At 66.1% G+C, this 18,440-nt stretch carries 21 protein-coding genes; 18 read left to right on the plus strand and 3 right to left on the minus strand.

Annotated features, from left to right (window positions below; genetic code table 11):
- The first annotated feature begins 22 nt into the window (after window positions 1-22).
- The 14 genes from ABD287_RS00240 to ABD287_RS00305 all read left to right on the plus strand — a co-directional run bounded on the left by ABD287_RS00240 (window position 23) and on the right by ABD287_RS00305 (window position 13,333).
- On the plus strand, window positions 23-742 hold the full coding sequence (locus tag ABD287_RS00240; RefSeq protein WP_344166554.1) for a GIY-YIG nuclease family protein: 720 nt from the start codon (window positions 23-25) through the stop codon (window positions 740-742).
- Window positions 743-780: 38 nt separating this feature from the next.
- Entirely contained in the window at window positions 781-1,206 is a 426-nt protein-coding gene (locus ABD287_RS00245; protein ID WP_344166556.1) for a very short patch repair endonuclease, read from the plus strand.
- Between the two features lie 56 nt (window positions 1,207-1,262).
- Window positions 1,263-1,784 carry a DUF4352 domain-containing protein gene (locus ABD287_RS00250; RefSeq protein ID WP_344166558.1) on the plus strand — a complete coding sequence of 174 codons (522 nt, stop codon included), beginning with the start codon at window positions 1,263-1,265 and terminating at the stop codon, window positions 1,782-1,784.
- A 170-nt stretch (window positions 1,785-1,954) separates the two neighbouring features.
- Complete coding sequence (locus ABD287_RS00255) at window positions 1,955-2,248, plus strand: hypothetical protein (RefSeq protein ID WP_344166560.1); 294 nt, start codon at window positions 1,955-1,957, stop codon at window positions 2,246-2,248.
- 434 nt (window positions 2,249-2,682) lie between these two features.
- Entirely contained in the window at window positions 2,683-3,405 is a 723-nt protein-coding gene (locus tag ABD287_RS00260) for a tRNA-dependent cyclodipeptide synthase (RefSeq protein ID WP_344166562.1), read from the plus strand.
- A gap of 8 nt (window positions 3,406-3,413) precedes the next feature.
- Window positions 3,414-4,775: a purine-cytosine permease family protein gene (locus ABD287_RS00265; protein WP_344166564.1), complete on the plus strand. Its 1,362-nt coding sequence runs from the start codon at window positions 3,414-3,416 to the stop codon at window positions 4,773-4,775.
- 1 nt (window position 4,776) lies between these two features.
- Window positions 4,777-5,169: a rhodanese-like domain-containing protein gene (locus ABD287_RS00270; RefSeq protein WP_344166566.1), complete on the plus strand. Its 393-nt coding sequence runs from the start codon at window positions 4,777-4,779 to the stop codon at window positions 5,167-5,169.
- Entirely contained in the window at window positions 5,166-5,636 is a 471-nt protein-coding gene (locus tag ABD287_RS00275) for a thioredoxin family protein (RefSeq protein ID WP_344166568.1), read from the plus strand. The genes ABD287_RS00270 and ABD287_RS00275 overlap by 4 nt, the downstream gene beginning before the upstream one ends.
- Window positions 5,637-5,779: 143 nt before the next feature.
- The gene (locus ABD287_RS00280) at window positions 5,780-6,967 is read left to right on the plus strand and encodes a S8 family peptidase (protein WP_344166570.1); all 1,188 of its coding nucleotides are present in this window, start codon (window positions 5,780-5,782) and stop codon (window positions 6,965-6,967) included.
- A gap of 170 nt (window positions 6,968-7,137) precedes the next feature.
- A complete protein-coding gene (locus tag ABD287_RS00285; protein WP_344166572.1) occupies window positions 7,138-8,052 on the plus strand; it encodes a LysR family transcriptional regulator in 915 nt (304 codons plus the stop codon).
- The gene (locus ABD287_RS00290) at window positions 8,053-8,991 is read left to right on the plus strand and encodes a LysR family transcriptional regulator (RefSeq protein WP_344166574.1); all 939 of its coding nucleotides are present in this window, start codon (window positions 8,053-8,055) and stop codon (window positions 8,989-8,991) included.
- Between the two features lie 158 nt (window positions 8,992-9,149).
- Complete coding sequence (locus ABD287_RS00295; RefSeq protein ID WP_344166576.1) at window positions 9,150-9,605, plus strand: GNAT family N-acetyltransferase; 456 nt, start codon at window positions 9,150-9,152, stop codon at window positions 9,603-9,605.
- 175 nt (window positions 9,606-9,780) lie between these two features.
- The gene (locus tag ABD287_RS00300) at window positions 9,781-11,901 is read left to right on the plus strand and encodes a sensor histidine kinase (protein ID WP_344166578.1); all 2,121 of its coding nucleotides are present in this window, start codon (window positions 9,781-9,783) and stop codon (window positions 11,899-11,901) included.
- Between the two features lie 715 nt (window positions 11,902-12,616).
- A complete protein-coding gene (locus tag ABD287_RS00305; protein ID WP_344166580.1) occupies window positions 12,617-13,333 on the plus strand; it encodes a G5 domain-containing protein in 717 nt (238 codons plus the stop codon).
- Between the two features lie 568 nt (window positions 13,334-13,901).
- On the opposite strand, the gene ABD287_RS00310 is transcribed toward ABD287_RS00305, so the two are convergent.
- Window positions 13,902-14,417 carry a hypothetical protein gene (locus ABD287_RS00310; protein ID WP_344166582.1) on the minus strand — a complete coding sequence of 172 codons (516 nt, stop codon included), beginning with the start codon at window positions 14,415-14,417 and terminating at the stop codon, window positions 13,902-13,904.
- Window positions 14,418-14,700: 283 nt separating this feature from the next.
- On the opposite strand from ABD287_RS00310, the gene ABD287_RS00315 reads away from it, so the two are divergent.
- Complete coding sequence (locus tag ABD287_RS00315) at window positions 14,701-15,996, plus strand: PIN-like domain-containing protein (RefSeq protein WP_344166584.1); 1,296 nt, start codon at window positions 14,701-14,703, stop codon at window positions 15,994-15,996.
- A gap of 76 nt (window positions 15,997-16,072) precedes the next feature.
- Here ABD287_RS00315 and cutA read toward each other — a convergent pair whose 3' ends face one another.
- The gene (gene cutA, locus ABD287_RS00320) at window positions 16,073-16,408 is read right to left on the minus strand and encodes a divalent-cation tolerance protein CutA (protein WP_344166586.1); all 336 of its coding nucleotides are present in this window, start codon (window positions 16,406-16,408) and stop codon (window positions 16,073-16,075) included.
- Entirely contained in the window at window positions 16,398-17,006 is a 609-nt protein-coding gene (locus ABD287_RS00325; RefSeq protein WP_344167677.1) for a helix-turn-helix transcriptional regulator, read from the minus strand. The genes cutA and ABD287_RS00325 overlap by 11 nt, the downstream gene beginning before the upstream one ends.
- Window positions 17,007-17,224: 218 nt before the next feature.
- Between ABD287_RS00325 and ABD287_RS00330 the strand changes: the two genes are divergently transcribed.
- The 3 genes from ABD287_RS00330 to ABD287_RS00340 all read left to right on the plus strand — a co-directional run bounded on the left by ABD287_RS00330 (window position 17,225) and on the right by ABD287_RS00340 (window position 18,406).
- Window positions 17,225-17,554, plus strand: coding sequence for a hypothetical protein (locus tag ABD287_RS00330; protein ID WP_344166588.1), 330 nt, complete (start codon window positions 17,225-17,227; stop codon window positions 17,552-17,554).
- A 340-nt stretch (window positions 17,555-17,894) separates the two neighbouring features.
- Window positions 17,895-18,170, plus strand: coding sequence for a hypothetical protein (locus ABD287_RS00335; RefSeq protein WP_344166590.1), 276 nt, complete (start codon window positions 17,895-17,897; stop codon window positions 18,168-18,170).
- Complete coding sequence (locus tag ABD287_RS00340) at window positions 18,170-18,406, plus strand: hypothetical protein (protein WP_344166592.1); 237 nt, start codon at window positions 18,170-18,172, stop codon at window positions 18,404-18,406. The genes ABD287_RS00335 and ABD287_RS00340 overlap by 1 nt, the downstream gene beginning before the upstream one ends.
- The last annotated feature ends 34 nt before the right edge of the window (window positions 18,407-18,440 follow it).

Here is an 18,440-nt window from a genome sequence, read left to right on the forward strand (position 1 = left end):
GCCCGACAGGAAGGACAGCGACGTGGAGCTGTGGCGGTCCATCGACATGGCGACCACCCAGCTGCCCCGGGAGGTCCGCGCGATCCGCGACGCCATCAGGACATTGCTGAGCCGTCCCGACCCGCAGCGACCCACCCAGACCATCGGCCAGGCCCGCGCCGGCATCTACGCCTTCTACGACTACGACGACGAGCCCGTCTACGTAGGCCAGACCGCCGAGGGATTCAGCAACCGGCTCGGTCGACACCTCACCGGCCAACGCTCGGACGCGGTCGCCAAGTACGTTCTCGACCCGTTCGAGGTCTGCGACGTGGCGCTGTGGTCGCTGCCGCACATCGGCGACCTGCCGTCCGCGGCCCGCAAGGCAAAACTCGACCCCTACGAGCGGACGGTATACGACAAGCTCATCAGCGAGAGCGCCTATGACGCCATCCTCAACGAGGGCGCCATCGCCCCCGGGCGGGCGATGCCGTTGCCCGAGCCCGTCCGGGGCACGATCATCCCCGACGAGATCTTCCCGGACCGCGCCCACCCCGATGTTCGGATCGCCAGACGGGCGCAGACCATGGCGATGTTGGCCCGGAACATCAGCGAACGCAAGGTGTCGACGGGGCTGCGGCGCACTCTGCTCACCCAGACCATCCGGCTACAACGGCTCGCCGGCGCCCGCTTCGCGGCCCTCGGCGGCGTCGTCGAGCCGGAGGGGCCCGAGGGCGACGTCCCGGCCCCGGACGACCTGTGAGCCGGCCCGGACGTCCGGTGAGCCGGCCAACGCCGCCCATGCCGCTCCCGCCCGCGCCGCCGCCGTCGGCCGCGACCGCGACGATGAAGGCCAACCGCAGCGCCGACACCCGTCCGGAGTTGGCGCTGCGGCGCGAGTTGTTCGCCCGCGGCCTGCGCTACCGGGTCGGGCTACGCCTCGTGCTGCCGAGCCGCAAGGTGCGCCCCGACGTGGTATTCACCCGTTCGAGGGTGGCTGTCTTCGTCGACGGGTGTTTCTGGCACGCCTGCCCGACCCACCACCGGATGCCGTCGGACCCGACCGGCTACTGGAAACAGAAGATCGCACGCAACGTGGCCAGGGACGCAGCGGTCGATGCCGAACTGCGCGCCGCCGGCTGGAAAGTGATCCGGGTGTGGGAACACGTCCCAGCGGCGGTCGCCGCCGGGCTGGTGCAGCAAACGGTGGTCGAGCTGACGAGGTGACCCTTGGGGCGGCGGCTCGTTGAGACCTGAGCACCCCACACAATCGGAGGAACTTGATGCGCCGCAACATCTCCCTCGTCGCTACCGCCGCGATCGCGTTCACCATCACCGGCTGCTCCGGCGACAAGCCCGAGACCACATCGGACGCCCCAGCCGCCGCGGCTCCGTCCGCCGCGGCCGACGCGGCGGACGCGTCAGGTCCGTTGGCCCTCGGCAGCGCCACGACGATCGCCGAGACGTCCCTGGCCATCACCGCGCACGCCTTCAAGGCTGCACAGGCCGGCGCCGGGGCGGTCGACGTCGAGACCTGCAACAAGAGCCAGGAGCCCGCGTCGGTGTCGTCGGCGCCGTGGTCGCTGGTGCTCGTCGACGGAACCACGGTCAGCTCGCTGGGCGTCGTCAGCGGGGCCAAGGCGGTCGCGCCGGAGTACAAGGAACAGACCGTCCAGCCGGGCGCCTGCCAGCGGGGCTGGATCACCTTCGAGGTGCCCGACCCCAAGCAGGCCAAGGCGGTCTCGTACGGGCCGGAGCCGGAGCCGGGCAAGTTCCTGCAGCCGGTGACCTGGACGGTCGCCTGAGGATGTTTCGCCTCGAGACCGGCCGCGGCCCCTCGCCGCGGCCGGTCGCCGTCCAGTGGACCAGTCCCACGGCGACAGTTCGGCGCCCCGCGTGACATACCGCGGCCCGGGGACTAGAGTGCCCGAGATAGACACTCGTGGATACATTGGATCGTTCGACAGGGGGCACCATGTCCGCTCCGCAGGTCATCGGGTGGGCGGCGTGCGTGCTCTGCACGAGCGCGTTCCTGCTCGACTACTTCGCGCCCAAGCCGCCGGGCGGGTTCTCGTGGCTGTGGTTCGCGTTGTTCACGCCGGGAATCACCCTTTGGGCCGTGCAGGCGCTCATCCTCAGCAACGCCCCGTTGGTCGTGGCGAACTTCATCGTGGTCGTCGTTCTGCTCCACAATAGCTATCGCAGGATCCGTCCGCGCCCACAAAGGTCGACCACAGGCGGCCCCCGCCACGCCGAAGCCGCGCGTTGACCGGTCGGCCTGGCCGGTTGGGCCGGTGGGTCACTCTTGATGCGATCACAACCAGTGTGTGACGCCTAGCAGATCGTCAGGAATCTTCATATCCGTGTGACGGCCCGCCACACTCAGAGTGGCGGGCCGCGTCGCGTACAGGCGTCGCTCTCCCCGCTGTGTGCCCCCTTCGCTCTGGCCACTCGACCGATCTTAGTGGAAGCTGCGCGCGTGATTGATGAAAGTCAATGTCGATAAGGGCACCGAAGCGAGGCGTCGCACCAAAACTTTCTGAAGATCAAATAGTACGGTCACTCAGGATTTCCCAGGTCAGAGGGTTCGCGTCGACGAGCGATCGATGGCTATGCAGACGGGGTATACCCTGCTGGCATTACCGTGCCAATGTGTTGCAGCCCACACTCCATATCGAACCTTGATATCGAGTGGAGGCAGTGATGACGGCCTATGTGATGGAACCGCTATCCGGCGATTGCGAGGCGGTGCTGCGGCAGAACGAGCATGTGTGCATTGGCGTCAGCCCCTTCAACAGCTACTTCAGCACGGAGCGGCTGGCGAGCCTGGCCAGGTGGGCCTACGGCAGCTTCGCGAGCTTCCACTTCTTCGTCCCGGACGAGATCACGGCCTACACGTTCGAGGCGCTCGGGTACTCGGCGAGCCGGTCCCGGCAGAAGGCGCGCCAGCAGGCCCGGTACACGCACAACAAGATCAGGACCGCGATGGCGGCGTTGCCGGTGAACCCGGGTGACCACGTGCTGGGCATGGAGCAGCTCAACGCGAACCCGCACTACCAGGAGCTTTTCGCACAGGTTGAGCGGCTCTTCTCCTTCAGCGAGTCGTTCCGCGAAGCGTGTCTGGACGCGACCCGCTGGGTGCTCGACGGCAAGGTCGCGGACGGCAGCCCTGCCTCGCTCGAACAGCTCAACCTCGGCGTCCGGTACTTCCTCGCCGAGCTGCCGCTGTTCGCTGGCTCCGGCTACATCGTCGGCGCGCACACCTCGCTGTTCGCCTACCACCAGCGGGTGCGCTTCCTGGAGAGGTTCTTCGACCGCGAGCTGGAGTGGGCGCCGCAGCCCGGTCAGGGATTCCTGGTCGTCCGCGACGGAGTAGCGGACGAGCGCCCCGACCACGTGCTTGCCTCCGCCGGAAGTGCGAGCTAGGCGAAACTGTGACCAACCAGCTGACATCCCGTGCCACGACTGTCGGGCACGATGACTACTCACTCGTCCGGGTCCCGGAATCCGCGCGCCGTTCGTGGATCTCCGTAGCCGTCCAGCGTTTCGGCCAGGTGTCGTCCTTCCACCAGTTCATGGTGGGCGCGATTCTCGGGTACGGCATGACGTTCTGGGACGCTGTCCTCGCCATCACCATCGGCTCCGTGCTGCTGGAGATCCTCACCATCCTGCTCGGCGTCGCCGGCGTCCGCGAGGGTCTCTCCACATCGGTTCTCGCCCGCTGGGCCGGGTTCGGACGACGCGGCTCAGCGCTCGTCGGAATGCTCGTCGCGATCAGCCTGGCAGGCTGGTTCGGCGTCCAGAACGGCGTGTTCGCGCAGGGCATGCACGACCTGACCGGCTGGTCGTCGGAGTGGCTCTGGGCGCTGCTCGGCGGCGCCGTGATCACCGCGATCACCACCTACGGGTTCCGCACCATGGCCTGGGTCGGCTACCTGGCCGTCCCCGCCTTCCTCGCGCTCGCCCTGGTCTCGATCGTGGACGCGCTGCGCAGCCACTCGCTCGGCGACCTCATCGCCTCCGCGCCGCCCGGACCGCCGCTGTCGCTCGGCGCCGGCATCACGCTGGTCTCCGGCGCTTTCATCCTCGGCGCGATCATGACGCCGGACATGACCCGGTTCAACCGGCGACCGTCCGATGTCGTCAAGCAGACGCTGATCTCGGTGACACTCGGCCAGTACCTGATCGGACTGATCGGAGTGCTCCTGGCCCACGCGGCCCGCACCGACGACGTGGTCGGCATCGTCGTCTCGTCGTCCGGGGTGCTCGGCACGCTGGTGCTGGTCACCGCGATCCTGAAGATCAACGACTGGAACCTCTACTCGTCCTCGCTCGGTCTGGTCAACTCGATCCACGTGCTCACCGGACGACGGGTCGGTCGTGTCCCGGTCACCGTCGCGCTCGGCGCGCTCGGCACGCTGCTGTCCGCGCTCGGCATCGTGCACGGCTTCGCAGGTTTCCTCACCGCGATCGGGATGCTCGCGCCGCCGGTCGCCGGAATCATCATCGCCGAGTACTTCGTCGTGCGGACGTACCGGCCGGCGCTGGATGCCGCTCGCCTCGCCGGCACGCTGCCCTCGGATCCGCCGGACTGGGCGCCCCGCGCCCTCATCAGCTGGGCCGCAGGCAGCGCCGCCGCCGTCGCCGGCCTGGGCAGCGCCGCCATCACCTCGGTCGTGATCGCGTTCGCCGTGCACGCCATCCTCGGCCGGATGAGCGTGGCGCGCGGCCGGCGCGCCACCAAACCGGCGCCTCCAGTTCCCGCTACCCCCACCGCCAGTACGAAAGGACCCTGACGTGCTCCCGCTCATCACCCGTGACCAACTCGCCGCCGAGATGGAGGCCGGCACGGTCGTCGTGGTCGACACGATGCCCGTCGCCTACTACGAGCAGGAACATATTCCTGGCGCCCGCAACATCCCCGGATTCCCCTACGAGCAGGCCGCCGAGTTCACCGACGCGTGCGCGCCCACCGTGCTCCCCGACAAGTCCGTGCCGGTTGTCGTGTACTGCGCGAACATCCCCTGCCGCAATAGCGGCCTGGTTGGCGAGCGGCTGCTCAAGCTCGGCTACCAGAACGTCCGCAAGTACCGCGAAGGCATCGAGGACTGGGCGGCTGCGGGCCTGCCCACCGAATCGTCCGCGGCCGCTCAGGCCCGGATGAACCCCACAAGGAAGGAAGTTTCATGATGAAGCGTACGATCGCAATGCTCGCGGGGGCGCTGTCCCTCGCCGGCGCGCTCGCCGTGGCCGCTCCCGCCAACGCCGCCTTTGCTCCCAAGGCTGACGCGTCAGTGCCGTTCGCCGACCCGACCATCATCGATGTCACGGCGGCGAACTTCCCGCAGGTCCTGGAGATGTCCAACACGAAGCCCGTCGTGCTGGACTTCACCGCCACCTGGTGTCACTGGTGCCAGGTGCAGTACCCGCACCTGAAGAAGTTCAACGAGCAGGACAACGGCTCGTGGATCCTTGCCAAGGTCGATGTCGACCGGAACAAGGACATCATGCGCAAGTACAGCGTCCGCGGCATTCCCGCGCTGGTCAGCATCGGCAAGGAAAAGGAGTACGGCAGCCGCTCCGTGGGCTTCGACTCCGCCAATGCGCTGCGTGCCTGGCTGACCAACGTCGTCACGAAGTACCCCGCGTCGCGCTGATCAGCCACGTCACCCACGAGGACTGATCCGGGTCGCCCGGCGGGCCCCACCGACGCCGGGCGACCCGTTTGTATGTCCCGTTAGACGTGTCAGGGCCCGCCTGGCGTGCGAGCCCTGACACTTCCCCGCTCCGGAAGGAAGTCATGCACACCAAGCACTGGAGGACGGTCGCGCTCCTGGCCGTCTCGCTCGCACTCCCGCTCGCCCAGTCCGGTACGGCGGCCGCGGCGCCCGCCCAGCGCGCCGCCCAACAGGGCGACACCGCGGTCTACATCGTGGCGCTGCGCGACGTCCCGGCTGACCCGGCCAAGGTGACCGCGGTCGCCCAGGAGATGACCGGGACGTACGGGGGGCAGCTGCGGCGCGTCTACCACTCGGCCATGCAGGGGTTCTCCGTTGACCTCACCATGGACCAGTACATTGAGTACCTGTCGGACGGCCGCATCGACTCCGTCACCTCAGACAAGACATTCCGCGTCGCCGGGGAGCAGAAGCGCCCGCCGTCGTGGGGCCTCGACCGCATCGACCAGCCCGAACTGCCGCTCAACCGCACATACAAGTACCCGAACGACGCCGCCAACGTACGTGTGTACGTGCTGGACACCGGCGTCAGGACGAGCCACTTCGAGTTCGGCGGTCGGGCACGCGGAGCGTTCGACGCGCTCAACCCGTCCGGTTCGGCCGGTCGCAGCGGCCAGGACTGCAACGGCCACGGCACCCAGGTCGCCGCGACGATCGGCGGTCGCTTCACCGGCGTCGCCAAGGGTGTCCGTATCGAGTCGGTAAGGACTTTCGGCTGCGACGGCACCGGGACCGGCGAGCAGATCCTGACCGCCATCGACTGGGTGGACGCGCACGCCCAACGTCCCGCCCTGCTCAACCTCAGTTTCTCCGGGCCGGCCCAGTCGGTGATCGACCTCGCCCTGTACGCGATGACCGAGAAGGGCCTCGCGTACACGGCCGCGTCGGGAAATGACAATGTAGACGGCTGCTACACCACACCCGGACGGCAGACCACCGCGATCACCGTGGCCGCGACCGACCGGTCAGACCGCCGGCTCAGCACCGCCAACTTCGGCACCTGCGTCCACCTGTTCGCCCCCGGCGAGGACATTGTGACGGCCAACGCTGCCAACAACCTGTCCTACACCAAGGCGAGCGGCACGTCGATGGCTGCCGCGCACGCCGCGGGGGTGGCCGCGATGTACCTCGCCAAGCACCCAGAGATGACCCCTGTGGACCTGGACAAGGCACTGAAGAACGCGGCCGCGAAGGACAAGGTGCAGGACCCGGGCGAGGACAGCCCCAACTTCCTGCTGCAAACGGGCTGACGGACATCCAGCCCGTCGTCACAGCTGTTACCGAACGGTAACCTGTGACACAATGTTCGCGATCGAGCGGCCGCCCAGGGCCGGAACCGCAGCGTTTCGGGCGCGAGGCGATTCCACAACACACCGCCTCGCGCTCCCCTGGGCCCGTCTCGACCCCGTTGGGAGGGGATATGCAGCTGGAATTGCATCACCTCAGAAACCTTCGAGCCGTGGCCACGGCCGGCAGCCTCAACCGGGCCGCCGAACAGCTCAAGCTGCCCCAGCCCGCGTTGAGCCGACAGCTACGTCGGCTTGAGGACCTGTTCGGCGGCCCACTGTTCGACCGTCACCACTGCGGCGTCCGGCCGACTGCGCTCGGCCGCGTCGTCCTGCACCACGCCGCCGAGATCCTGGACGACTGCGCCGCCATCCACGACGATATCGCCCGGCACCGCGACCGGCAGGCCGGCACGATCCGGCTCGGGTGGACGGCAAGCTCCGTTGCGGACCTGCTGCTGGACGAATTGCGTCGCCGCTTCCCCGGCACCGCCATCGAGGTGACCGTCGCCGAGTCGACCAGGCAGGTGACGAACCAGGTGCTCACCGGCGAGATCGACGTGGCGCTGGTCCACGAGCTCACCGGGATGTCGTGCCCCCGGCCAGCCGAGCTCGGCGTCCAGCACATCATCGACGAGCGTCCACACATCATGATCAGCTCCAGCCATCCGCTGGCGCAGCGGCCCGCCATCACCGTGCCAGAGCTGCGCGATGAACGGTGGATCGCGGTCTCCGGATCGGACAACTGCATCGCGTTCCTGCACCGGGTGTGCCGCCCGTTCGGGTTCACCCCCGAGATCGTCCACCACCTGCCGCCGTACGGGCCGCACGAGGACGTCGTCCGGCACGACGGCAGCGTGGCGATGACTCAGGGGTGGGGGCCGTCCGCGGAGGGAACCACCCGCCGTCCGCTCGCCGGGCTGCCCTGGGTGTCCCGGCACCTCCTCATGTACCGACCGGACGGCTTCTGGGCGCAACAGGTCCCGCACTTCGCACGCGCGGTCGCAGAGGCCCACCAGGCGAGGATCGACGCGGGCGTGCAGCATTAGATGGACATCGAACCCGAGCAACTGCGCATCCTGCACACCGTCGCCGAGATGGGCAGCATCAACAGCGCTGCCGAAAAGCTGGGCATGAGCCAGAGCGGCGTCAGTCGCGCCGTGCAACGCCTAGAGCGAGCAGTCGGGCTGCCAGTGCTGCACCGCCAACCGTCCGGCATCACGCTGACCACCGCGGGCGCGATCCTGTTCGAACACGCCGGCAAGGTGCTCCCCGCGGTGAACCGCATGTTCGCCGACGTCCGTCGCTGCCTGGCCACCGACAACGGGAAGCTGTCGGTCCGCCTGGGCGCCGCGCCCACGCCGACACTGACTCCGTTCGTGCGCTGCGCGGAGAATCTCGGCATCGCGCCCATGTCGCTGCTGGTGGACGAGTTCGGCCAGCGACTCATCCAACTCCTCGGCAACGGCGAGATAGACGTCGCCATGTTCCGCCACTACCCGGGCCTGGACCCGGATCCGCCGGAACACGTTCGACACGAGCAGATCGCCGCCCAGGACCCGTACCTGTGCCTGCCGGACAGCAACCCGTTCGCCGACCGCCCCACCATCGGGCTCACCGACCTCGGGGACGAGCACATCGTCCTCGCGTATCCGGAGTGCCAGCCGCTGACCGCCCACTTCCAGACGGCGTGCACGGCAGCGGGCATCCGGCCACGCGTCAGTTTCGCGAACAGCGCGTCCGCGGCGGTCGCGCTCGGCCACGCGCTCGGCGCGATCACGTTCACCTACTGGCCGAACATCAACAAGGAGGCCCGGATGGCGCACGTCGCGCTCGAAGACACGCCGCTGAGGGCCGCCCTGGTGCTGGCCTGGCGCCCGGACGGACCGCTAGGCGACGAGCTGGGCGAACAACTGCTGGCGTCCGTCCGGACCATGCACACCGAGTTCATCAGCGCTGGAAGCGGCGTGCGGCGGACCGGGGCCTAGCGTTCGTCCCTCATGGCTCCGTTGTAGAACGGAGATCCAGGCAGATTCGGGCGCGCCACCGCGATCGCCTACCCCACATGAGGAGGGGGAAGTTCGTGGCGACGATCCACCGACTGGTGTGAGACCATCGCGCGATGCCTGAGGTGACCGTACGCGAGATGACCAGCGACGAGTTCGAGCAGTGGCGCGGCCGGGCCGTCCGGTTGTTCGCCGATTCACAGGTAGTAGCCGGTAGTTGGCCAGCGGACGAGGCCCTCGAAATTGCTGTCAAGGCGAATGAAGCGCTGTTACCGGACGGCTTTGCAACCACCGGAATGCTGTTCTTCCGGGCGGTGCTCCCGGACGGCGCCTGTGTTGGTGCGTCGTGGCTGAGCTTGACGCATCCGCGCGGGGTGCCGGACTGCGCCTTCATCTACAACATCGAGATCGACGAGCCGTACCGCGGAGCCGGATTCGGTCGCGCGCTCCTGGCCGCCGTCGAGGACGCTGCCCGCTCCCATGGGGTGGGCCGCGTGGAGCTCAACGTCTTCGGCACGAACAGCCGGGCGATCCAACTGTACGAGACGTCCGGCTACCGCGTGGTGGCCCAACAGATGCGAAGGTCACTCAGCTGACCGATCGGTCCGTGCCAAGGTGGGCGACGCCACCCGCGGCCTGATCCACAGAACCGGCGCTCGGGCGAGAGTAATCAAGATCCTGACGATCGACTTACGATCGTCGGACTTTAGATATATTGGCTTGTTTGCCCGTTTTCCGGCGGCTTCTTGTTGAGGTGTTTACGGTGGAGGGATGAGCGGCGTCAGCGGGCAACCGCCAGCCGATCCTGAAGTTGGGCCGGTCGTAGGTGACAGCCAGGTCCGCCAGGTCGAACTGACGGCTGCCGGCATCTCAGCCGAGGCCGCGGACGCGCTCGCTGAGCTGACGGCCAGCAGCGTCGGCGCGCCCACGGTGATGATCCACGTGTTCCAGGATGAGAGGCTGCGGCTGGTTGGCGGCTGCGGCCTCCCGCCGCAGTGGGAGCAGCTACGGGGGGCGCCAATGGCGTCAACGCTGGCGGGGATCGTGGTGGACAGCAACCTGCCGCTGATCGTGACCGATGTCGACGCAGACGCTCGGGTGCCGGCCGAGGCACCGCTGCGGCTGATTGGGGGCGCAGCGTATGCAGGATTCCCGATTCGTGATCCCCGGGGTGAGGTCACTGGGGTCGTCTGCGCGGTGGACTACCGACCCCGGGAGTGGTCGGCCGCGCAGCTGGCTGCCGTGGACCAGGCCGCACAGGCGGCCACCGCGTTCGTGGCCGAACGCCACGCCGCGGCTGAGGCCGCCCGATGGAGCCGGTTCCTCGACTTGCTGCTGGCCAACCTGCATGTAGCCGTCGGAGCCTGTGACGCCGCCGGCAAGGTGGTGTTCGCCAACGAGGCTATGCGCCAAGCCTTTCCCGCCCACACCGACACTGCGATGCGCGACGTGCGCGAGTGGGGCGCGGACCTGATGTTGTGCGATGCCACCGGGCGGCCGTTAACGCCGGAGCAGATGCCCCTGCTGCGGGCGCTGCGCGGAGAGACCTTGCGCGACTTCTTGATGACCGCGTACCAGCGGGGAGCTGCCCCGCGGGAGTTCTCGGCCAGCGCCCAGCCGATCCCGGCCGGCGAAGACGCCATTCAGGGCGCGGTGATCTGCGCCCAGGACGTGACCGCGCAGCGTCGCGCGCACCGGCTGCACCACTGTGAGCTGCGCCTGGCCACGATCCTGGCCCGCAACGACGTCACCGTGGAACACGCCGGCGGCGAAATGCTGCGGGAGCTGGCCGACACGCTGGGGTGGCCGCACGCCGAGCTGTGGCTCGTGGACGAGGACGCCGGCCTGCTGCGCCCGGCAGCTCGCTACGACGCGCCCGGCAACGCGGGGGACATCGACATGCCGCAGCAGTTGCGCTGCGGGCAGGGCCTGGCCGGGGCAGCGTGGGAGAACCAGGACCACATCTGGGTCCACGATGCCACCATCGACGCCCGCATCTGCGGCTCTGCGGCCGGGTCCGGTCTCCGTTCGGCGTTGGCGGTGCCTGTGCCGGCCAGCCAAACGCACATCCTGGCGGTGCTTGTCCTGTTCGCTGACGTGGTCGAGGAGCCCGAGGAAATCCTCATCATGCTGGTCAACGGGCTGGCCGGACACCTGGGGCAGTTCCTCGAACGCCGCAGATCGATGGAACTACAGCTGACCCTGCTGCGCACCAAGGACGAATACGTCGCCTTGATCGGCCACGAGATGCGTACCCCGCTGACCTCCATCGGCGCCTACGCCGACCTGCTCGGCGGACTGGATGCCGGCGACTTCGACACCGAGGGCCGGCAACTGGCCGAGGTCATCGGGCGCAACACCGCCGAACTGCGGCAGATCATCGACGAACTGCTCGACCTGGCCGCTATCGACACCGGCCACGCCACCTTCACCTGCCAACAGTTCGACCTCGCCGAACAGGTACGCCAAGCCGTCGCCACCATCGACCTACCCCCGGACGGGCCGCGCCCGTCCATCCACGCCGACCTGCCTGACCAATGCCTGCTCAGCGCCGATCCAGTCCGCATCCGACAAGTGGTCGATGCCCTACTCAACAACGCCGTCACCTACAGCCCCGACGGCGGCCAGATCACCGTTGCCCTACGTGCCATCGCCGGCGCGGTCGCGGAACTCACCGTCACCGACGAAGGCATCGGCGTCCCCGACGACGAACGCGAACGGCTCTTCTCCCGCTTCTACCGCAGCAGCCGCACCCGTGACCGCCGTATCCCCGGCGCCGGCCTGGCCCTGGCCATCAGCCGCGCGATCCTGGACCGACACCGCGGAAGCATCGCCCTGTTACCCAGCGACAAAGGCACCCGCATCCAAGCCCGCATCCCCAGCGACTGCTAGCAGCACCGGCCCCGCACCGGCCCCAGCGATGAAGCCTCGGCACGGGCCGTCCAACGCCGACTACCTGATCAAGCAACTCCGGCTGCGGACGTTGACTGCGCGGATCAGCCGAAGACCCAAGAACCGCGCCCCGACACTGTTCGTGGCCTCCCGTCCCACCGTCCGCGACGGCGTGACCACCACTACGGCCGTCAGCACCGCTGATCGACGGCGCCGCATACCGTGGTGGGCGCCCAATTGACGGGCCAGCACCTACGGCAGCCAGCACCTGACTCGCTGAACCCGATCTTCCGCGCGGATTTGTCGAGGGCGATTCAAATCCGCATCGACAAGTCGAGGCCCTGACCGGCGTTTCAGCTGGTCAGGGCCTCTGGCCTGAGCCGCCTGACAGAATCGAACTGTCGACCTACGCATTACGAGATCAAGTTATGCATGCCGATAGACCTGCGGTAGATGTACCTGAGCTGCCGATACACCTCGCGACGTTTCATGGCTTCCGGTACGGCTTGCGGCCCTCCTGCGGACTCCGTGCGGACCGACCGACCCTTGATCTACGGATTGCCGCGCCCGGCTTGGCATTGTCGCGCTGCGCTGGTAGCGGGCTTCACGCGGCTCGGTGCAGTCGGTCACGGAGATGGGCTGCTGAGAGCCAACGCCGCCGAATCGATGTCGATTCATGTGCGGCTTTTGACGTAGGCCAACATGGCAGTACGTCATGGCCAAATGGCTGACAGCAACGGGCAAACCAGAAGCGCAGACTGCAATCGTGACCAACTCGACACCTCAAGAGCCGTGGCCGCAAGGTACTCCGATGCCGCAGCGACCACATGGCTGGTTTCGCGGGAATCCAGCCGCCAAGGCCACGCTCGTCGCGGTAGCGATCTTCCTGGCGGGCTGTGGCGGCGAGACCCAGAAGACCGTCAACGCCAGCAACAGCACACCGACCCCTGTGTCGACGGAAACAGGCGAAGCAACGCCCTCCGCGGACGTCACGCCGTCGGCAGTCACGACAACCGGGCCCGTTGTCGTGAAGCGCACAGTCACTGAGACAGAGGCGATCCCGTTCACAACGAAGCAGGTAAACGATCCGTCTCTGCCGTCGGGTACCACGAAGGTGAAGGTCCCAGGCGTGGCAGGCGTCAAGACACTGACATTCGAGGTGACCTCAACCAACGGCGCGCAGACAGGAAGGAAGCTGATTCGCACGGTAATCACCAAGCGACCGGCAACCAGAGTCATCGCGAAAGGAACTAAGCGGCAGCAAAGGTGTGATCCCAACTACAGCGGTGCCTGCGTACCCATCGGAAAGGGCGACGTCGACTGCGCAGGTGGCTCGGGCAACGGACCGGCCTACGTCAGCGGACCGGTAAAGGTGATCGGCGATGACACCCACAAGCTTGATCGAGACGGCGACGGCTACGGGTGCGACTGACCGCACCCATACGCCGCGAAACCGTCCACCCGAGCCTGTGCCATCCCGTCTGCTGTCGTCCCGCCCTCTGGGGGTGCGGGCCGGCCCCGGGGTGACCAGGTGGAGCGCCCTACGGACGTACGACCTGGTCACCCCGGGGCCGGTCTGCTCGGCTTGCCCGGGACGTCAGCAGGCGGGATGGCACCCACCCCAGCCCCAACCACGCGACCAGCGCAACGGCCTGACGAACCATTGGCCATCCCGGAGCTGGAGGCCCCCGCCGGAGGCGCTCTGATCGCGACCCGTCACGATCAGCAGCCCTGCATCGGGCTTGTCGTTCACCCTTACGACGAGTACGACCCGCCGTGTGCGCCGGGGCGTGACCGGCCGCCAGGCCGCACGCGCGCCCCGGCGTGGCACGGCGGCGGGCCGCAGGCCCGCCTTGACCAAGTAAAGAAAGTTTGAACACACATGCCTCCGAGCCGAGCCACAGTGTCCCTGCGGACCAAGACGCGAGAGCTCTACATCCCAGCGACACACCCGGAAGCGCGCTCGTCGCGGCAGTTGAGTGCGCCGGGGATCTAGCGAGTTAATGGCTTACCGGTTCAATGCAGCCGAACTCGTTAGCAGCGCCTTCAACTTGGACGAGTAGCCGCTCGGGCCGTATATCCCCGTCGACGCATAGACGCTCATGCTGAAGCGCGAACACCGCACCCAGCGGTGGATTGGGGGTAACGTCGGTGCGGTACGAAGGCACGCTCATCGGGTTAACAGTCAGTTCAAAATCGGCGATCTTCAACGCACGCAGCGTCCTATCGGTCGTCGCAGCGTCAAACTTCTTAGCCGCCCGTTGCCTGCCCAGAGCGGCCCGTACAAGAGCTGCAACATCGTCGCCACGGCGTTGTTGATCAATGCTGATGCCGTGCCGACGCTTCCAAGCATTGTTCTCGGCACCGTGCGGGGCTACGTCGCCCGGCCCTGACCCCTGGTTCACAGCCTCCGGGTTCGCTGCGGTCGAGCTCGGCGTCGGCTGTGGCAGGCCCTCGGCGCTCGAGGACGCCGGATCGACGCAACCGCCCAAAGTTAGGAGCGCCGTGGCGGACACAGCCAACACGGCAGGCCACGTGACTACCGAAGGCGATCGCATCCACAAAGTATGACCGCCGTGCGCAACCAGCCTGTCGCAGATCCGAGGTAGCAGCGGGGCCGGGTGCTGGTGGCAGACCAAGGCAGCGCGCTCGGCGGCAGTTGAGGATGGGCTGCCCATGTTGGTATCGAGCCAGCTCGGCGGCGTCCGGGCACGATCGAGGTCATCAATCAATGACCTTCGCACGCCATGACTCTGGGATGGTGGTTCAGACGCCACGAGGGGGAACGGGAGCGCTCGCATGTCAGCCGACGGAAGCGGAAACAGCCTGTTCGACGGATACGAAGCCTACCGAGGGATTGACCAAGACCACCTCAAGGATGTGCTGAAGAATGGCACCGTGGCACTCGATACAAACGTCCTACTCGACCTTTATAGATACGGGAAAGTGGCCCGAGAGCAAATCTTTTCTGTGCTGAGTGCGATTTCATCGTCTGGATCGCTCTTCATGCCAGCACAGGTTCAGCGGGAGTTTTGGAGAAGGCGCGACGACGTCGTCCGGGAAATGGCAGCCCTTAATTCCGTCGCGGGACTTCGCGAGGCGCGCAAGAAGGCAATCGCCGAGATTGGGTCGTGGGGCAAGCGAACAATGGCGATATCTGATGCTGACAAGCTTGCTGCCGACTTCGAGGAAGTTTTCAAGAAGGCAATCAGTCAAATCGGCCACGGAGAGGGTGCACTGAACCTACGCGGGGCGCTGAAAGACGTCGAACAGGATCCAATTGTTCAGAAGCTGCTGGAGCTCTTCGACAAGAGGGTGGGCAGTCCGTACAGCTCGGAGCGGTTTGCAGAGTTAGTAAGCGCGGGATGCCGTCGCTTCGAGAGCAAGATTCCGCCTGGCTACATGGATGCAGCAAAGTCGGCCAACCCGGAAGCAGGAACGGGCGACTATCTGTTGTGGGAACAACTTATCGAGAGGGCAACGGGCGACGGCAAGGACGTCCTCTTGGTGACACGGGACAGCAAAGAGGACTGGTGGCGCCTGGATGCAGACGGCGAGCCAATCGGTCCGCGGGTGGAGCTGATTCACGAGATGATGGAGCGAGCCTCTGTGAGGCTAGTCATGGCACAGCCAGGCGGCCTACTCTCGGCGGCTGCAGATGCCTTTTCCGTCGACGTGGACGAAAGTACACTCGATGACGCTGCCCGGTTTAGCGAAGAAGAGGAGGCGGTGTCGGTCGGCTGGGACCGTGCAGCCTTTGAGAGCCTGTTGTGCCGCCTTGTGGAGACAGGAAACGAGGCTCAGGCCACCGTCCTAGGTGAGGCATCCCGCACACCCATGGGCTTCGTGACTCGATCACGGGTGTATGAAATCGGCGGTTACGACCAGGGAAGGTTGCTCGTTGGGTTCACCAGGCCGATCCAAACCGCGATTCGCGCACTGGTCAGTTCTGGCGAACTTCCCGATGGAATCGAATTTCCGCTGCATGCGAAGTATTCGAAGCCGGGCAAGGCCGACGGCTTCTTCATGCCACGATCGGTAACGGAAAGCCTTTCGCGCGAGTCGCCGCTGGACCCACCCTCTGACGACGAGTAGGCCGATCGTGAAGTGATTGGCGTACGCAAGCGCCATACTCCTCTCGGCATGTCCGGACACTGGCGGAACCGGGTGGCTATGACATCTGCGCTTCACGCGTCTCGGCTGCAATCCATTGCAGATACGCCGGATTCCCACCGCTAATTGGTAATACGATGATACACGGTACCTCGTAGGGGTGATCCTTCGTAGTCCGCGCGACTATTTCAGGCAATAACTCCCGCCGGGTATGAAGAGCAACGCGCGCTTCTGTTTGGTCGTGTATTGCGCCTTGCCAACGGTAGACGGAGCGAATGTGCGAAATGTTGTGGCCGCAGGCAGAGAGCCGGTCCGCGACGAGCTTATGCGTGAAGTTGGTTAACCAGTCAGCATCTGGACCGGTGATGATGACCTCGCATACCTCAACTGTCATCGCTAGTCCTCTCGTCTTTGAGATCCTGGATTACGGCCTTTGCGTCCTGCTCAGTCCGCGCCATCGCACCCCAACCCGTTACGATCTTGCCGTCGTAGCTGATTCCGACCCACCGTCCGGCCATGCGCTGTCCGTGTGGGTGCAGTACGAAGTAGATCGTGCCCTTTGAGCGGACTGAGCCGTCGTCGGCTGCGTACCAGCCCATTAGGATCTCGTTATCCCAGAGTCGGAGCTCGCCGCGCCAGTGGTACCCGCCGTCCTCGACGCCGATGCCGCGTGTCGTCGTCTCGATGCTGATCAGGTCGCCCTGCTGTCTAAATCGTACTTCTTGCAGGGTAATGACCTCCTCGCCGTCCTTCGCAGTCTGCCAAGATGCCCACCAGTCGCCGGTGAGGTTGACCTTGTGTGCAGGTATGCCGGCAAGCTCGCCAACTGAAATCTTCAAGGCCTCGGCGATCGCGACAGCCACGGAGAGCACGGGTTGTTGCTCGCCTGCCTCGTAACGCCTGATTTGCCGCTTATCAACCCCTGCCGCCGTGGCTAGGTCGGCCTGTGACATGCCTAGCTCGGCACGTCTCCGCTTCAGAACCTCCGCCATGTCCACGCCCTCCATTGTCAGGGGACCTCTACGTCCCCACCAACCGGACTCACGCGTCCCAGGTGAGGACTGATTAGTCCTTGACACCAGACGCTTGAGTCCTCATAGTAGGGGAAGAGTTAGTCCTATGGGAGGGACTGATCAGGCACCGGCCGCCGCGGGCTGGGACAGGGCAGGGGCGACGTGTCGTCCAGACAGGTAGCGAGGGAGAGATCAAGATGCGGAACATTCCGGTCAATCTGGCTGGGTTCAAGCTGCGTGTGGTGGAGGAGCCGTCGATCAAGGTGGATCAGGAGGGGAAGGTGAGTACGGCGTATGGGACGGATGAGCCGCTGTACACCGTCGGTGTGTTCGCCAAGCCGGCCGCGACCGACGACGGCTACCGGGGCAAGGGCGAGGAGTTGAGGGTCACCCTGTCGGCCAACCCAACCGGGGTCCAGGAGGGCGACTTGGTGGAGTTGATCGGGGCGACGGTGTCGCACTGGGAGCGGGACGGCCGCTCGGGTTTGACGTGGAAGGCGCAGGGCTTGAAGCCGATCAGCGCGTAAAGAGGTCTTCGCCCCCCCCTGTTTTGGTGGGTGACCTGTTCGAGTCGGGTCGGGGCGCTCGTCAGGTGGTCGGCCTGTGATGGTTCGTGTCTGGCGTCTTGTTCATTGACAATTCCACAGTGGCTAGAACCTTGCCAAGAACAGACCATATTGCTGCTATCGCATTGAGAGGGGAGGTTGTTGTGTCGAACGGCGAGTTGATTCTAAGCGGCCTGCTGTTGCTGTCGATTTCATTGAACATGGCGCTTGTTCGTCGTGAGGGGCGGCGGGTGCGTCGGATGTGGCGGTCCGGCGGGAGTAGCTGCCGCTGGTAAGCGCTAGAACAGGAGAGGAGTTAGGGATGGATTTGGTGCCGGAGCTGGTGAAGTCGTTGACCGGCAAGTCACGGTATGAGGCGTTGATGGGGAACGTTCAAGGGTTGGCGATGCTGCTGGATGGGGCGAAGAGCCTGATCAAGGGCTGCGAGCCACCACCAGGGACCCTGTATCAGTACGCGGCCCGGGTCGAGGACTTGGAGGACGCGCACAAGCAGGCGGCGGAGTCTTTACGGGCGTTCCACACGCGGGTGAAGACGTTCGAGGCTGACCTAATCGCCAAGCCATGGAAGGTCAACTGATGGCGTATCAGATCAGCGACACCTACGACAGCATTGATCAGGCTATGCGGTTGATGCGGTCGTCAATGAAGGGCATGCCTCAGCGGTACCGGTACCTGCGCCATTATGACGAGCTTCGTCGGTCGGTCGCGGTGCTGTTGGTGCTTTTGGAAGAGGCAGGCCCGTGGATGGATGAGACGCGGGAAGCGGAAAAGTCAACGACCCGCGCTAAGCAAATGCTCGCGGCGGTCCGCTAACAGGAACGTGTTCGTTGGTGAGGCCCGGATTGGT

It is taken from the genome of Pilimelia columellifera subsp. columellifera, from assembly GCF_039532605.1.
In the GTDB taxonomy this organism is placed as follows: domain Bacteria; phylum Actinomycetota; class Actinomycetes; order Mycobacteriales; family Micromonosporaceae; genus Pilimelia; species Pilimelia columellifera.

Bases quoted from the DNA above. Each gene is read 5' to 3' on its own strand.
- ABD287_RS00245 (WP_344166556.1), top strand. From the start codon at position 781: ATGCCGCTCCCGCCCGCGCCGCCGCCGTCGGCCGCGACCGCGACGATG.
- ABD287_RS00250 (WP_344166558.1), top strand. From the start codon at position 1,263: ATGCGCCGCAACATCTCCCTCGTCGCTACCGCCGCGATCGCGTTCACC.
- ABD287_RS00255 (WP_344166560.1), top strand. From the start codon at position 1,955: ATGTCCGCTCCGCAGGTCATCGGGTGGGCGGCGTGCGTGCTCTGCACG.
- ABD287_RS00260 (WP_344166562.1), top strand. From the start codon at position 2,683: ATGACGGCCTATGTGATGGAACCGCTATCCGGCGATTGCGAGGCGGTG.
- ABD287_RS00275 (WP_344166568.1), top strand. From the start codon at position 5,166: ATGATGAAGCGTACGATCGCAATGCTCGCGGGGGCGCTGTCCCTCGCC.
- ABD287_RS00280 (WP_344166570.1), top strand. From the start codon at position 5,780: ATGCACACCAAGCACTGGAGGACGGTCGCGCTCCTGGCCGTCTCGCTC.
- ABD287_RS00285 (WP_344166572.1), top strand. From the start codon at position 7,138: ATGCAGCTGGAATTGCATCACCTCAGAAACCTTCGAGCCGTGGCCACG.
- ABD287_RS00290 (WP_344166574.1), top strand. From the start codon at position 8,053: ATGGACATCGAACCCGAGCAACTGCGCATCCTGCACACCGTCGCCGAG.
- ABD287_RS00295 (WP_344166576.1), top strand. From the start codon at position 9,150: ATGACCAGCGACGAGTTCGAGCAGTGGCGCGGCCGGGCCGTCCGGTTG.
- ABD287_RS00300 (WP_344166578.1), top strand. From the start codon at position 9,781: ATGAGCGGCGTCAGCGGGCAACCGCCAGCCGATCCTGAAGTTGGGCCG.
- ABD287_RS00305 (WP_344166580.1), top strand. From the start codon at position 12,617: ATGGCCAAATGGCTGACAGCAACGGGCAAACCAGAAGCGCAGACTGCA.
- ABD287_RS00315 (WP_344166584.1), top strand. From the start codon at position 14,701: ATGTCAGCCGACGGAAGCGGAAACAGCCTGTTCGACGGATACGAAGCC.
- cutA (WP_344166586.1), bottom strand. From the start codon at position 16,408: ATGACAGTTGAGGTATGCGAGGTCATCATCACCGGTCCAGATGCTGAC.
- ABD287_RS00325 (WP_344167677.1), bottom strand. From the start codon at position 17,006: ATGGCGGAGGTTCTGAAGCGGAGACGTGCCGAGCTAGGCATGTCACAG.
- ABD287_RS00330 (WP_344166588.1), top strand. From the start codon at position 17,225: ATGCGGAACATTCCGGTCAATCTGGCTGGGTTCAAGCTGCGTGTGGTG.
- ABD287_RS00335 (WP_344166590.1), top strand. From the start codon at position 17,895: ATGGATTTGGTGCCGGAGCTGGTGAAGTCGTTGACCGGCAAGTCACGG.
- ABD287_RS00340 (WP_344166592.1), top strand. From the start codon at position 18,170: ATGGCGTATCAGATCAGCGACACCTACGACAGCATTGATCAGGCTATG.